The organism is Agrobacterium sp. H141, assembly GCF_057158725.1.
The window spans coordinates 1,002,400-1,017,669 of record NZ_CM169893.1 but is presented as its reverse complement, the minus strand read 5'-3'; the positions used below and the strand labels follow the sequence as shown (position 1 = coordinate 1,017,669).

Sequence of the window (15,270 nt, the reverse complement as noted above, 5' to 3'; positions counted from 1 at the left end):
TTCGCCGCTAGCAATAGATCTGATATTTCTCCCGGATTGCCCTGTCGGCATCGGCATCGATGGTCGAAAGCGGAGCGCTCTCAAGAATGCGGTTCTTCCGGGCAATGGCTTTCTGCAACAGATCCGGCCGGCCATTCTCCACCCACTCCTTGGGGCTCGTTCGATCGGCAACGGCTGGATAGATATATTCAGTCTGCATCAGCTCCAGCGTCTGCGGGTCGCCCAGATAGTGGCCGGGACCCTCCAGACACACCGATCGCATGGTCTCGATCGACAGGCTGTCCTCTGTCACATCGATGCCGCGGATACAACGCTGCGCCTGTCCCAACAGGTCGTCACCCAGAACAAGACTTTCCAGCGAAAAGCCCAGCAGCGAGGCATGCATGCCGACGGACTCGTAGACGAGGTTCAGTCCGGCAAGACCGGCGAGCACATTGGAAATTCCCTGTTCCCATCCTGCCTGCATGTCCGGCAACTTGGAATCTGCAATACCGGCAGCCGCTCCGCCCGGCAGATCGTAGAAGCGGTGCATCTGGGCAAGACCCGCAGTCAGCAAAGCCTGTTCGCCTGACCCGCCCGACATGGCTCCCGTGCGAAGATCCGAAACGAAAGGCCATGTTCCGAAGATCGCCGGGTGACCGGGTGCCATGGCATTGACATAGACCACGCCAGCCAGGCACTCGGCGACCGCCTGGACAATGGCAGCGGCCAGAGGAGCCGGTGCCGTGGCGCCCGCCTGCCCCGCCGATAACAGCAGCACCGGCATGCCAGCACGAATGCAGGCCTCCATGGTAATGCAGCTTTCCTCGGCGAACTTCATGGGCGGCACGACGAAACAGTTGGAATTCGACACGAACGGCCGCGCCCGCCACTTGTCCTCGCCACCGGCGATCATGTGCAGGACATCGAAACAACCCTCGACATGGGCGGGATCGGAAAAGCTCGTCCCCACATGCTTGGTCGTCCCCGCACAGCAGGCATAGAGCGTGTTGATATCCATCAGGAAATTGTCGGTGACATCACGGCACACCATTGCGCGCTGGAAAAAATGCACATTGTCGAGATGCTGCACCAGACGGGCGGCATCGAGCAGATCCCTGGAGGTCGATTCCCGATACTCGCGCTTTTCGCAATCCACTACATGTACGGCAGCACCTGCCGTTCCATAATGAACGCGGGTGCCGGACAACTGCATATCGTGCTTTGGATCACGGCCAAAAAGCGTGAGGTTGCGCGCGGCAAGCGCCAACATGTCCTCCACCAGTGCCCGGGGAAACCGAAGCCGCCCGTCGTCGCCCAACAAGGCACCCGCCTTCGTCATGATTTCCACGCCCGACTTTGGCGCATTGGCAAGGCCAATCTGTTCCAGGGCGTCAAGGGCTGCTTCATGTATGCGAAGAACATTGGCGTCGGTCAGGGGTTTGTATTGCCCGCCCGAGAGGCCGGGTCTAACGGGCCGGATATTCTCCGCAAGCGGTGAGCTGCGCATGGCCACCCGTGCGGCACGTCCGCCGCTGCGACGCGATGGCACCACTGCGCAACCGGGCCCCATGTCCCCCAAGCTGCTGGAGGGCACCTCAGTCGATCCAAGTTCTACAATCATGGTACCCTCCCAAAATGTTCGGTTCTGCCTAGACCCGCACGCGCTCGGCGCCCGGATCATACATCGGCTTCAGCGATGCCTCCGCCGGGAACCGTTCGCCGGCGATCTCGATTTCGTATGTGGACGACAGAACATCGGCAGCCGTCTCCCCGGCACAGGGCACATAGCCCATGCCGATGGCACCGCCGAGGAAGTGACCGTAATTACCTGACGTCACCGGACCGATGATCTTGCCATCGCGCACCAGTGCCTCGTTGTGAAAGAGCAGCGGCTCGGGATCCTTGAGCCTGAACTGCACCATGCGGCGCGTCAGCCCATCGTCCTGTTTCCTGAGAACGGCATCGCGCCCGATGAAGTCGCCCTTGGCCGTCTTCACAGCAAAGCCGAGGCCCGCTTCCAGCACGTGATCCTCATCCGTGATGTCGTGACCGAAATGGCGGAAAGCCTTTTCGATGCGGCAACTGTCGAGCGTATGCAGACCGCAAAGCGTCAAGCCGACATCCGCCCCCGCCTCTTCCAGTGCCTCGAACACATGCGCGGCCTGATCGGTTGAGACATAAAGCTCCCAGCCGAGTTCGCCCACATAGGTGACGCGGTGCGCGCGGGCGATCCCCATTCCGACCTCGATCTCGCGGGCCGTACCGAAGGGATGCGCCGCATTGGATAAATCATCCGGGCTCACCTTGGCCATCAGATCGCGCGCCTTGGGACCCATGACGCATAGCACGCTTTCTGAAGCCGTAAGGTCGGTCACGACAACGAATTCATCCGTTAAAATATGCCGGCGAAGCCAGGCGAGATCGCGCTGCAGCGTGGCTGCAGGAACCACCAGGAAGAAGGCCGTCTCGGACAATCGTGTGACCGTCAGATCGCTCTCGATGCATCCTCTGCCATTCAGCATCTGGGTGTAGACAATGCGTCCGTTCGGCACATCCATCTGGTTGGCGCACAGCCGTTGCAGGAAGGACAGGGCATCGCGTCCCTCCACCCGGATTTTGCCGAATGAGGTCATGTCGAAAAGACCTACATTCTCGCGCACCGCCATATGCTCGACCCGCTGGTTTTCAAACCAGTTCTGGCGCTTCCAGCTATATTGGTATTCCGGTTTCTGCCCCTCTATGGTGAACCAGTTGGCACGCTCCCAGCCAGCGACCTCGCCAAAGACGGCACCGCGATTTTTCAGATGTTCGTGAATGGGCGAGCGTCGCACACCGCGTGCCGTCTCCATCTGGCGGTAGGGAAAATGATCGGCATAAAGCAGACCCAGCGTTTCGGTCACCCGTTCGCGAAGATAGGCACGGTTCTTCTGGAACGGCTGGGCACGACGGATATCAACTTCCCACAGATCGAAGGGCGGCTCGCCATCGTTCATCCACTGCGCCAGCGCCATACCCGCACCGCCAGAGGACACGATACCGATGGAATTGTAGCCGGCGGCCACCCAGTAGCCCTTCAGCTCCGGTGCCTCCCCGAGATAATAGCGGTCATCCGGCGTGAAACTTTCCGGGCCGCAGAAGAATGTGTGGATGCCGGCCGTTTCCAGCATGGGCAAACGGTTGATCGCCATCTCCAGGATCGGCTGAAAGTGATCGAAATCATCCGGCAACTGGTCGAAACAGAAATCGGCGCGAATGGCCTCTCCCTTGGGCGGCCAGGCCTTGGCCTTGAGCTCGAAGGCACCCAGCAACAGCTTGCCTGCATCTTCCTTGTAATAGGCCTGTTCGTCGGGGACGCGCAGCACCGGCAATTGCTTCAGTCCGGCCACGGGTTCGGTGACGATGTAGAAATGCTCGCAGGCATGCAGTGGAACAGTCACGCCGGACTTGGCCGCGAAGTCTCGGCCCCACATGCCAGCCGCATTGACGACATGCTCCGTCTCGATCGTATATTGCTCGCCGTTCTGCGCGCATACGACCCCGGTTACCCGTCCGTCCACGGTCAGCACATCGACAACCTGCACCCCTTCGATGACCGTGGCGCCGAACTGGCGCGCGCCCTTGGCAAGGGCCATGGCGATATTGGCCGGATCGCATTGCCCATCGAGCGGCAGATGCACCGCTGCAACTGCATCGGCGATATTCAAATGCGGATACATCGCCTTCGCTTCATCGGGCGAGATTTCTTGGACGTCTATCCCGAATGCCCGGGCAAGCGATGCCTGGCGATAGATCTCCTGTTTGCGTTCTTCGGTCAGTGCGACGGTGATCGACCCGTTCTGCTTCATGCCGGTGCCGATACCGGTCTCGTCTTCAAGCTTGACGTAGAGATCGCGCGAATATTTGGCGAGGCGCGTCATATTCTGGCTGGAACGCAACTGGCCGATCAGCCCGGCGGCATGCCAGGTTGTCCCGCACGTCAGCTGCTTGCGCTCGAGAAGCACGACATCCGTCCAGCCCAGCTTGGCCAGATGATAGGCCACCGAGCAGCCGGAAACGCCCCCACCGATAATGACCGCGCGCGCTTTGGAAGGGATCGTCTTGCTCATACTTCAAATCTCATGCTTTCAATCTTTCATTTGTCGGGTCCCAGAGCGGTTGATCGGCTTGCACCACCGCCTTGAACCGATCGCCGAAAATCTCGACCTCGACTTCAGTTCCCTCCGTCGCCAGATCCGCGCGCAGCATGCCAAGCGCGACCGATTTTCCGATGCGGTAACCCCAGTTTCCGGAGGTGGTCTCACCGACAACCTTGCCGCCATGCCAGAGCGTCGACATGTAGGGCGCATCGCAGTCACCGGCTTCGACCAACAGCGTCACAAAGCGCTTGGCAACGCCGTGCTGCTTCTCGGCAAGAAGTGCCGCCTTGCCTTTGAAGTCGTCCTTGGACCAGTCGACGAAACGCTCCAGTCCACCCTGCAACACCGTGTAATCCGTTGAGAGATCCCCCTTCCAGGCGCGGTAGCCCTTCTCGATCCTCAGGCAATCGAGAGCCTCCATCCCGAATGGCTTGAGCCCACGGGACTGCCCGGCCTCCCACACCGCGTCGAACACGGCCGCCGTATCGTCCATCTTGGTGTGCAGTTCCCAGCCAAGTTCACCGGCAAAGGAGACGCGCACCAGCTGCAACCAGCGTCCGGCAATCTGGCAGGACTGGTGAGTGAGCCATCCCTTGGAAAGGTCAGCGTCGCAAACTTCTGCCAAAATCTTGCGCGCCGCGGGACCAGTCAGGATCTGGCAGGAAAAGGCGTCCGTCATGTCGTCGATAGAGAAAGCCGAGCCAGCAGGCACAAGCGCCTTCAGCCATTCCAGGTCATGCCACTGCGCCGTTGCAGCCGTGATCAGGAAGAAGAAATCCTCGCCCAGCATCATCACCGACATCTCCGTAACAATACGGCCCTTGTCGTCGGCGAAATAGGCAAGACCCATACGGCCAGGCTTCGGCACCTTGCCGGTGATGATCGACGACAGCCATTCGGTGGCGCCCTTCCCCTGAACGCGAAAACGGGAAAATCCGGGAAGGTCGAGAATGCCGGCAGCGTCTCTCACAGCCAGACACTCTTCCTCGATACGCGGGCTCCACGGCCCATTGCGGCTCCAGGTCTGCGTCGCCTCTTCCGACGTATCGTCGCCCGGCTTTGCGTACCACATGGCCCGCTCCCAACCGTTGAACGGCTTGAACTGTGCGCCGAGCCTGGCGACACGATCATGGATCGGCGACAGCTTCCTGTCGCGTCCCGCAGGCCAGTAATGTTTCGGAAAATGCATCGCATATTCGTGGCCGTAGATTTCCACGCCCTTGGCGACGCAGTAATCCTTGTCTGAGGCAAAACCCGTATAGCGACGCGGGTCGCAGGACCACATGTCCCATTCGGTTTCGCCCTCGGTGATCCATTCGGACAGAACCTTGCCGGCCCCGCCCGCCTGGCAGATGCCGAAGGTGAACACGCAAGCCTCGAATGCATTGGGCACACCCGGCATCGGTCCGATCAGCGGATTACCATCGGGCGCATAGGGGATCGGCCCGTTGATCATTTTCGACAGTCCAGCCGTACCAAGGATCGGCACGCGCTCAATCGCATCGCTCAGATACCATTCCAGCCGCTCCAGATCGTCGGGGAAAAGCTGGAAGGAAAAATCCTCTGGCATCGGATCGTCAGCCGTCACCCAGTGCGGCTTGCAGTTCTTCTCATACGGGCCGAGATTCATCCCGTATTTTTCCTGCCGCAGATAATAGGAACTGTCGACGTCCCTCATCAGTGGAAGCTTCTGCCCCACTTCTTTCGACCAGGCTTCGAGCTCTGGAATGGCCTCAAACAGCATATACTGATGGCTCATCACCATCATCGGCACATCCCGGCCAAACATCTTGCCCACTTCGCGCGCGTAATAGCCGGCGGCATTGACGACGTATTCGCAGCGGATCTCGCCCTGCGGTGTCGACAGCACCCATTCCTCGTTTTCCCGCCGCGCGGCTGTGACCGGGCAAAAACGGACGACTTTGGCACCGAGATCGCGCGCGCCCTTGGCCAGCGCCTGCGTCAACTGTGCCGGGTCGATATCGCCGTCATAGGGATCGTAAAGGGCACCGGTCAGATCGTGCAGTTCGGCAAAGGGGTATTTCGACTTGAGTTCATCAGGCGTCAGGATATCGAGATCCATGCCCTGATAGCGACCCATGCCGACCACGCGCTTGAACTCTCTCAGCCGCTCGTTCGAATGGCCGAGCCGTACCGACCCGGTGACATGATAGTTCATCGGATAACCGACCCGCTCACCCAGATCGCGGTAGAGCGAAGCCGAATAGCGCTGCATGTTCATGATCGACCAGGATGACGAAAAGGTCGGCACATTGCCCGCCGCATGCCAGGTGGAGCCAGCCGTCAATTCGTTCTTTTCCAGAAGAACGCAGTCCGTCCAGCCCGCCAGTGCCAGATGGTAAAGTGCGGACGCACCGACTGCGCCGCCGCCAATGATGACCACCCGTGCCTGCGTCGGTAAATCCGCCATTCCAAAGCCCCTCATTTTTGCGAAGCTTCGCAGATCAGACAGGTCTCCATCAAGCCGCATGAAATTGCTTTATTGATCGATAAATTCGATTACAGTGCGGGAAAATTTCCACAAAAGCGACGCGAAAATGCAAATTGGCCTGATTGAGACATTTCTCGACCTGATGGAAACCCGCAACTTCAATCGAACTGCGGAACGAATGGGGGTAACCCAGTCAACGGTGTCCCACAGGGTGAAGTCGCTGGAGACCGAATTTGGCAAGCGTCTGTTTTCCAGAAACAAGGGAGGCACCGCTCCCACGTCTGCCGGCTTGCGTTTTCATGACCATGCCCGCGCCCTGCAAAGACAGTGGCACGAAGCGGCAAGAGCGGTTGAAAGTGCCGGCGCCTTTGAACATTCCATCCGCATCGGTGTGCAGCAGGATGTCGCCGAACAACTGGCCGGACCGTGGCTGAGCAAGATTCATCAGGAACTGCCGACAACCTCGATTTACATGGAGGTCGATTATTCGACCCAGATGAACCGCGATCTGGCATCGGGCGAACTGGACCTGGCAGTTCTCTACACGCCGCATTTCCTGCCAGACCTGCATTACGAGAAGATCGGAGAAATCACCTATCAACTGGTGAGCACGCTCTCGCCGTTTGCCGCAGACTTGCGGCTGGAGACCTATCGCAGCACCCACTATTCTCCCGCCTTCGAGCGCACACACCGCATAGCGCTACCCCATCTGGTCGGCGCCACACTGTCTACGGGCCAGAATGTCGCCATGACCAGCCTGTTGAAAAGCATGGGAGGCGCGGCCTTCGTAACCGATGTCACCGCCCGCGAGCTGGCTGACAATGGCATCGCGCAGATTGTGGTGGATGTCGCGCCGATACCCCAGCCGGTCTATGCGGCAACCAATATCAGAACACGCCACGCGCATCAGCACCGGCGCATCATAGATGCCGTCACTCAACTCTTGCAGTGATTTCTCTATCGAGCGGCGGCCTGCTGCTTTCGCGCCTCAAGGGCCGCACGCCGATTGAGCACATGTTCGCGCCAGACCGTGAAAAGGCCTGCCCCCACCACGATGATGGCGCCGGCAACCATGTTGAATGTCAGCGTTTCGCCAAAGATGAAAACCGCCAGCGTCGAGCCAAAGACAAGCTGCCAATAGGTGATCGGCTGAATAACCACGGCATCGAGGTTGTCATAAGCGCGGATCAGCGAGAAATGACCGATGATGCCTGTGCAGCACAAGGCGGCCATCCAGCCCCAGTCCTCGGTCGCAATCGGTGTCAGGAATGCCGGCGAAATGAGATTGATGCCGACAAAGCCGACGAAGCACATATAGACGAAACTGGTCACCGGCGGATCGTCTCGGCTGACCAACCGCGTCAGCACGCCATAAAGCGCACCCGCACAAGCCGTTGCCAGAGGAAGCAGGAAATAGACGTTGAGCCCGCTGGAATCCGGAGACAGGATCAGCAGCACGCCACAAAGGCCGACACCGATTGCCGTCCAACGACGCCAACCAACCTTTTCTCCAAGGATAGGCACAGACAGCAGCGCAACGATAATCGGTCCCGACGCAAAGATTGCCTGCGACTGCGCGAGTCCCGCGTAGTGAAAGGCGGCGACCGAGATGATGATCTGCCCGGCCAGCAGAATGCCGCGAATGGTCTGCAAAACAGGGTGTTTCGTTTTGAGGCTGTGGCGCACGCCACCCGCGCGGCGCGCAAGGAAGATGGCAAAGGCCGCAAAGGCCCAATAGCGCACCAAAGCAACCACCACCGGCGAATAGCTGTCGCCCAGATGCTTGGAAATTGCGTCCTGCATCGCGAAAACGGTGAAGGCCGTGAAAGCCAGGAGGTAGCCGAGGCGAGTGGATTTCATGAAGCTTGCAATGCAGAAACGGTGACGCGAGGATCGTAATCGCGCCACCGTATCAAGACGAGGTCAATAAAAAGACAATAAACAGCATTCTTGACGTTTGCGAAGTCGCCAATTTGCACAGCCGCCATGCGTTTTTGGTAAGGCCGAGTTTCGGTCTCGATCATCTTGCGGTTCAACCTTGCGTCATGCTCTAAAGCGACATGGCCTTCACGCTTCGACAATTGCAGTATTTCGTCGCCGTTGCCGAACAGGGTTCGGTGACCCGGGCCGCACAGAATCTCTCCATTTCCCAGTCTTCGGTCACCGAAGCGATCAAGGAGCTGGAAAGCGATCTGGGCCTGGAACTGTTTGACCGCCATCCGCGCGGATTGTCGATCACCCATAACGGCCATCAGTTCCTGCGCCACGCCACCAAGATCCTTGGCTCCGTTGCCGATGCCCGCAATGTGTTTTCCGAAACCCGAACCGAGCCGGGTGGAACGCTCAATATCGGCGTGACATCGCTCGTCGCCGGCTATGTTCTCTCCGACCTTCTGGCCCGCTATCGCCGCGCTTGCCCCAATGTCGAGATTTCGGCCATCGAGGATAACGGCTCCTATCTCGAACATCTGCTGGTGGGCGGCGAACTGGATGTCGCCGTCATGGTGATTTCCAACCTGCGCGACCGCATGGCGCTGCAGGCCGAAATCCTCGAAACCTCGCCCTATCGACTGTGGCTGCCCATGGGGCATCCGCTGGTATCGGCAGACATCATCTCGATTGCCGATATCGCCCGTGAACCGCTGATCATGCTGACGGTCGATGAAATCGAGGAAAACACAGGCAAACTACTCTCTGCTCTGGGTGCGCGCCCGCATGTGGCCTTTCGCACACGCTCGGTGGAAGCCGTCAGAAGTCTGGTCGCGACGGGTGCCGGCGTCGCTCTGTTGCCCGACCTTGTCTACCGCCCCTGGTCGCTGGAAGGTGACCGCATAGAAAGCCGCGACGTCTCCGGTTCGCTTCCGGTCGTGCAGGTGGGCATGGTCTGGCGCAAGGGGTCAAGCCTGCCGCAATCGGCAAGAGATTTCGTGGGAATTGCCGAAGCGCTCAGAAGCGGTCGCCCGCGATAATTGCGCCCCACGAAACTTTCGCCTGCGCAATCGGCATTTCACCCCGGTATCGGAAAAATCGATATCAACTTTCTGACAAATGAATTTGCGAATGCGGTGAAATCACGGCAGGTTCAACATCGGGAACAAACGCCGCAAAAATGCGGCCCTTACCGGGAGAATTTGCGATGAAGACCATCCTGAAATCCTGCACTGCGATGACCGCCGTTTTGAGCTTTGCCACTCAGACGATTGCAGCCGAGCCACTCAAGGAACTGGGTCCCGGCGAAGGCGCGCTGTCGATCGTTGCCTGGGCCGGCTATATCGAGCGCGGCGAAACGGATCCCGCCTATGACTGGGTCAGCAAGTTCGAAGAAGAGACGGGCTGCAAGGTCTCGGTCAAAACCGCGGCAACCTCCGACGAAATGGTCGCGCTGATGAACGAAGGCGGCTTCGATCTCGTGACCGCCTCTGGCGATGCGTCGCTGCGCCTGGTTGCCGGCAAACGCGTTCAACCGATCAACACGGCGTTGATCCCGAGCTGGAGCACCATTGACGAACGCCTCCAGAACGCGCCATGGCACACGGTCGATGGCGTCCATTACGGCACACCATATGTCTGGGGTGCCAATGTGCTGATGTACAACACCGATGCGTTCAAGGGTGAAGCACCGAAAAGCTGGAACGTCGTCTTTGAAGAAATGACGCTTCCCGATGGCAAGTCGAATGCCGGTCGCGTTCAGGCCTATGACGGCCCGATCTATGTGGCCGATGCCGCCCTCTACCTGATGACCCACAAGCCTGAACTTGGCATCAAGGACCCTTACGAACTCAATGAAGACCAGTACAAGGCCGCCCTCGATCTGCTCCGCGGTCAGCGCAAGCTCGTGGGTCGCTACTGGCACGACGCCATGATCCAGATCGACGACTTCAAGAACGAAGGCGTGGTCGCATCCGGTTCCTGGCCATTCCAGGTCAACCTGATGAAGGCCGAAGGCGCCAAGATTGCATCCACCTTCCCCGAAGAAGGTGTGACAGGCTGGGCAGACACCACCATGCTGCATGTCGACAGTGAGCATCCGAACTGCGCCTATATGTGGATGGAGCATTCGCTGGCCCCCAAGGTTCAGGGCGATGTCTCCGCCTGGTTCGGCACCGTGCCCTCGGTACCGGCTGCCTGTAAGGGCAACGAGCTCTTCACCGACGAAGGCTGCACAACCAACGGCTATGACGACTTCGAGAAAATCAGCTTCTGGCGCACGCCAACCTCGAAATGCGAAAGCCAGAGCGAGTGCGTCCCGTACCACCGCTGGGTCTCCGACTATATTGGCGTGATCGGCGGACGCTGACCCGTCACGTCAGGCAAATCCGGATAGGTTTTGCCCCATACGCCAACCTTCTCCCCGCCTCAGGGGAGAGGGACACGCCCTGAACCGATGTTGCAGATTTGTAGCTGAGGCCGGCTGGATTCGTTCTTCTGCCCGCATGCGGGCAGAAGGTCCCGGCCGGCGGATGAGGGGCCGTAAAATCAGTCAGACCCGGAGTATCCATGACCGCAGCGGTAGAATTTTCGAAGGTGTCACGCCATTTCGGTGACGTCAAAGCTGTCGATGGGGTGGATCTGAAGATCGCGCCGGGCGAATTCTTCGCCATGCTCGGCCCCTCCGGTTCCGGCAAGACGACATGCCTGCGCCTGATTGCCGGTTTCGAGCAACAGACATCGGGCCATATCGAAATCTTCGGAGAAAGCTGCGAGGGCGTACCGCCCTATCGTCGCCATGTGAACACCGTCTTCCAGGACTATGCGCTCTTTCCCCATCTGACCATTCTCGACAACGTCGCTTACGGCCTGATGGTCAAGGGCGTTGCAAAGCAAGAGCGGCTGAAAATGGCCGAAGACGCGCTCGAACTCGTCAAGCTTCCGGGCTATGGCAACCGCAAGCCAAGCCAGTTATCCGGCGGCCAGCGTCAGCGTGTGGCGCTCGCCCGCGCTCTGGTCAACAAGCCGAAAGTGCTGTTGTTAGACGAACCTCTCGGCGCACTCGACCTGAAACTGCGCGAGCAGATGCAGGACGAATTGAAAGGCCTGCAACGCGGCCTCGGCATCACCTTCATCTTTGTCACCCACGATCAGAGCGAGGCCCTGTCGATGGCTGACCGGGTGGCGGTTTTCAATGAGGGCAAGATCGTACAGGCCGGAACGCCGGAAGATATCTACAACAAGCCGAGAACCCGTTTCGTGGCCGATTTCGTCGGCTCCTCCAATGTCATATCACCGGCAGATACGGCAAGGCTCGGTGGCGAACAGAGATGGGCCAGCCTCAGGCCCGAGGCCATCAGCATCGCCTCAGATGGAATTCCGGCCACCGTCACCTCAAGGAACTTCCTTGGTGCCACAACGCGGATTTGCGTTTCGGCCATGAATATTCCGTTGACCGTCATGGCTCCCGCTGGCCTGCCGCTGCCAGAGACAGGAACTGAGACACATATCAATTGGCGGCCGAGCGACCTGCATTATATGGACGGCGAGGCATGAGCGCCCTTCCCCAAGCCTCCATCCTGCCCGCCAGCGGTGGCGTGCTTGGGCGCCTGTCGGATCTGTTCTGGCGCAAGCCCACCTTCTTCCTCATCCTGATGCTGATCCCGCCGCTTCTCTGGCTCGGCATCATCTATATCGGTTCGCTGATCGCACTTCTGCTGCAGAGCTTCTTTTCGATCGACGACTTCTCCGGGATGATCAATTACGAGCTGACATTCTCGACCTATCGTCAGCTTCTCAACCCGGCCAATCTGGACATTATCGTCCGAACGCTTCTGATGTCGGCAGCCGTCACCCTTGCCTCCGCAGCCATTGCCTTCCCGATTGCCTATTACGCTGCCCGTTATGCCAGGGGTCGCTGGAAGGCCTTCTTCTATCTCGGCATCATGCTGCCACTGTGGTCCAGCTATCTGGTCAAGATCTATGCGTGGAAACTGATCCTTGCCAAGGAAGGCATCCTTACCTGGATCTTTGCCAAGCTCCATTTGACATGGTTGATGGACGGCATTCTGGCGATCCCCGTGATCGGCGGCAATTCCTTGTCGATCAGCTATATCGGCACCTTCATCGTCTTCGTCTATGTCTGGCTGCCCTACATGATCCTGCCAACGCAGGCAGCACTGGAACGCGTGCCCGGCAATCTGATCGAGGCCTCCGGCGATCTTGGCGCGGAGCCCGGACAGACGTTTCGCCATGTACTGTTTCCGCTGGCACTGCCCGGCATCATCGCCGGCTCGATCTTCACCTTCTCGCTGACGATGGGCGACTACATCATCCCGCAGATCGTCGGCTCGTCCCGCCTGTTCATCGGTCAGGCGGTCTATGCCCAACAGGGAACCGCTGGAAATGTGCCGCTTGCCGCCGCCTTTTCCGTCGTCCCGATCGTAATCATGGGCATCTATCTGGCTGTTGCCAAACGCATGGGGGCCTTCAATGCGCTCTGACCGTTCGACTGGCGCCAGCATGACGCTCAAACTGGCAGCAGGAACAGGCCTGGCCTTTCTGCATCTGCCGATCCTGCTGATCTTCGTCTACGCCTTCACGACGGAGGAAAAGAGCTATCAATGGCCGCCGCCGGGCTTCACCATGAAATGGTTCGAGGTGACCTGGAACCGTCCCGATGTGTGGGATGCGCTGGGACTGTCGCTTCGGGTTGCGGCCATCGCAACCCTCATTGCACTGGTGCTTGGCACGCTTGCAGCAGCGGCAGTTTCCCGGACCAGGTTCTTCGGGCGCGAAGCCATATCGCTGCTGGTCATTCTGCCCATTGCACTGCCGGGCATCATAACCGGTATCGCGCTGCGTTCCGCTTTTTCGCTGGCTGATATCCCCTATTCCATGTGGACGATCATTCTCGGCCACGGCACCTTTTGCGTGGTGGTGGTCTACAACAATGCGGTCGCCCGTTTCCGCAGAACATCCGGCTCCTTGATCGAGGCCTCGATGGACCTGGGCGCCAATGGCTTCCAGACCTTCCGTTATGTGATCCTGCCCAATATCGCGACGGCATTGCTGGCCGGCGGCATGCTCGCCTTTGCCCTATCCTTCGACGAGGTCATCGTCACCACATTCACCGGCGGGCAACAGTCGACGCTCCCCATCTGGATGCTCGAGGAACTGATCCGCCCACGCCAGCGCCCTGTGACCAATGTGGTGGCCATGGCCGTGGTGCTGGTGACATTCCTGCCAATTCTTGCCGCCTATTACCTGACCCGCGACACCGACCAGATTTCCGGCAGCGGGAAGTAACCCAGACAATAAAGCCCGAGGGAGAACGACATGGACACGCAAATGCTGATCGGCTCGAAGTTCGAAGCTGGAACCGAGATCGAGGAAAAGATCCTCAACCCCAAAACCGGTGAAACCATCCTCGACCTGCCGGAGGCATCCGCAACCCAGATCGACGCAGCCGTGGACGCAGCCGGCAAGGCATTCGACAAATGGTCGGAAACGACGCCGGGTGAACGCTCGGCTTATCTTCTCAAGATCGCCGATGCAGTGGAGGCCGACGCGCTGGGCTTTGCCACGCTCGAAGCGCTCAATTGCGGCAAGCCGATCAATGCCGTCCTGAACGATGAAATCCCCGCCATTGTCGATTGCTACCGCTTCTTTGCTGGTGCGATCCGCTCGCTGCACGCCCCCGTTGCCGGTGAATACCTGCCGGGCCACACCTCCATGATCCGCCGTGATCCGGTCGGCATCGTCGGCTCCATCGCCCCCTGGAATTACCCGCTGATGATGATGGCCTGGAAATTGGCACCGGCCATTGCCGGCGGCAACACAGTCGTCTTCAAACCGTCTGAACAGACGCCTCTCACGGCTTTGAAGATGGCCAGGCTGCTGGCCGACATCCTGCCCGAAGGCGTGGTCAATGTCGTGCTCGGTCGTGGCGAGAGCACCGGCAATGCGCTCATCAACCATCCGCAGATCAACATGGTCTCGATCACCGGCGATGTGGCAACTGGCAAGAAGGTGCTGGCGGCAGCCGCCAAGACGGTGAAGCGCACGCATCTCGAACTGGGCGGCAAGGCCCCGGTGATTGTGTATGACGATGCCGATATCAATGCCGTTGTCGAAGGCATCCGTGCGTTCGGCTATTACAATGCCGGCCAGGACTGCACCGCAGCCTGTCGCATCTATGCCTCCGACAAGGTCTATGACAATTTTGTCGCCGACCTTGCATCCGCCGTCTCGACGCTGAAGTTCAATCTGGCAGATGACACTGAAAACGAGATCGGCCCGCTGATTTCCAGGCGCCAGCGCGACCGGGTCGAGAGCTTTGTCGCCCGCGCCTCCGAACACAAGCACATCGAAATCGTCACCGGCGGAAAGGTGTCCGGCGACAAGGGCTTCTTCTATGAGCCGACCGTCGTTGCAGGGGCTCTGCAGGATGACGAGATTGTGCGCCGTGAGGTGTTTGGTCCCGTCGTCTCTGTGACCCGTTTCTCGCAGACGGACGATGCCATCGCCTGGGCCAATGACAGCGATTACGGTCTCGCATCCTCCGTCTGGACCAAGGATATTTCCCGCGCCATGAAGACCGCCGCCAAGCTTCGCTACGGCTGCACCTGGATCAACACCCACTTCATGCTCTGCAACGAGATGCCCCATGGCGGACTGAAGCAGTCTGGCTATGGCAAGGACATGTCGGTCTATGCGCTGGAAGACTATACGGCGGTGCGCCATGTGATGATCGCACACTGACACGCGTAA

12 protein-coding genes are annotated in these 15,270 nt (G+C 59.2%); 7 read left to right on the top strand and 5 right to left on the bottom strand.

The genetic code is table 11. The features are described 5' to 3' along the window. Positions 1-7 precede the first annotated feature (7 nt). The 3 genes from ACWPM9_RS04550 to ACWPM9_RS04540 form a co-directional block, all read right to left on the bottom strand. A complete protein-coding gene (locus ACWPM9_RS04550; protein ID WP_484757595.1) occupies positions 8-1,552 on the bottom strand; it encodes a trimethylamine methyltransferase family protein in 1,545 nt (514 codons plus the stop codon). 79 nt (positions 1,553-1,631) lie between these two features. Continuing rightward, entirely contained in the window at positions 1,632-4,088 is a 2,457-nt protein-coding gene (locus ACWPM9_RS04545) for a GcvT family protein (RefSeq protein WP_484756911.1), read from the bottom strand. A gap of 10 nt (positions 4,089-4,098) precedes the next feature. Beyond that, positions 4,099-6,549, bottom strand: coding sequence for a GcvT family protein (locus ACWPM9_RS04540; RefSeq protein ID WP_484756910.1), 2,451 nt, complete (start codon positions 6,547-6,549; stop codon positions 4,099-4,101). 127 nt (positions 6,550-6,676) lie between these two features. Here ACWPM9_RS04540 and ACWPM9_RS04535 point away from each other — a divergent pair, with 127 nt between their 5' ends. Beyond that, on the top strand, positions 6,677-7,522 hold the full coding sequence (locus tag ACWPM9_RS04535; RefSeq protein WP_484756909.1) for a LysR family transcriptional regulator: 846 nt from the start codon (positions 6,677-6,679) through the stop codon (positions 7,520-7,522). 5 nt (positions 7,523-7,527) lie between these two features. Here ACWPM9_RS04535 and ACWPM9_RS04530 read toward each other — a convergent pair whose 3' ends face one another. Both ACWPM9_RS04530 and ACWPM9_RS04525 read right to left on the bottom strand, forming a co-directional pair. Beyond that, the gene (locus ACWPM9_RS04530) at positions 7,528-8,430 is read right to left on the bottom strand and encodes a DMT family transporter (protein ID WP_484756908.1); all 903 of its coding nucleotides are present in this window, start codon (positions 8,428-8,430) and stop codon (positions 7,528-7,530) included. Then, complete coding sequence (locus ACWPM9_RS04525; RefSeq protein WP_484756907.1) at positions 8,427-8,651, bottom strand: hypothetical protein; 225 nt, start codon at positions 8,649-8,651, stop codon at positions 8,427-8,429. The genes ACWPM9_RS04530 and ACWPM9_RS04525 overlap by 4 nt, the downstream gene beginning before the upstream one ends. On the opposite strand from ACWPM9_RS04525, the gene ACWPM9_RS04520 reads away from it, so the two are divergent. The 6 genes from ACWPM9_RS04520 (at position 8,631) to ACWPM9_RS04495 (ending at position 15,261) form a co-directional block, all read left to right on the top strand. Beyond that, positions 8,631-9,539 (top strand): LysR family transcriptional regulator, encoded by a 909-nt coding sequence (locus tag ACWPM9_RS04520; protein ID WP_484756906.1) that lies wholly within the window; start codon positions 8,631-8,633, stop codon positions 9,537-9,539. The genes ACWPM9_RS04525 and ACWPM9_RS04520 overlap by 21 nt on opposite strands. Positions 9,540-9,706: 167 nt before the next feature. Then, on the top strand, positions 9,707-10,867 hold the full coding sequence (locus ACWPM9_RS04515; RefSeq protein WP_484756905.1) for an ABC transporter substrate-binding protein: 1,161 nt from the start codon (positions 9,707-9,709) through the stop codon (positions 10,865-10,867). 200 nt (positions 10,868-11,067) lie between these two features. Further along, positions 11,068-12,054 carry an ABC transporter ATP-binding protein gene (locus tag ACWPM9_RS04510; protein WP_484756904.1) on the top strand — a complete coding sequence of 329 codons (987 nt, stop codon included), beginning with the start codon at positions 11,068-11,070 and terminating at the stop codon, positions 12,052-12,054. Next, on the top strand, positions 12,051-13,001 hold the full coding sequence (locus ACWPM9_RS04505) for an ABC transporter permease (protein ID WP_484756903.1): 951 nt from the start codon (positions 12,051-12,053) through the stop codon (positions 12,999-13,001). The genes ACWPM9_RS04510 and ACWPM9_RS04505 overlap by 4 nt, the downstream gene beginning before the upstream one ends. Then, positions 12,991-13,806 carry an ABC transporter permease gene (locus tag ACWPM9_RS04500; protein ID WP_428187748.1) on the top strand — a complete coding sequence of 272 codons (816 nt, stop codon included), beginning with the start codon at positions 12,991-12,993 and terminating at the stop codon, positions 13,804-13,806. The genes ACWPM9_RS04505 and ACWPM9_RS04500 overlap by 11 nt, the downstream gene beginning before the upstream one ends. Before the next feature lie 30 nt (positions 13,807-13,836). Then, complete coding sequence (locus ACWPM9_RS04495; protein ID WP_428187747.1) at positions 13,837-15,261, top strand: gamma-aminobutyraldehyde dehydrogenase; 1,425 nt, start codon at positions 13,837-13,839, stop codon at positions 15,259-15,261. The last annotated feature ends 9 nt before the right edge of the window (positions 15,262-15,270 follow it).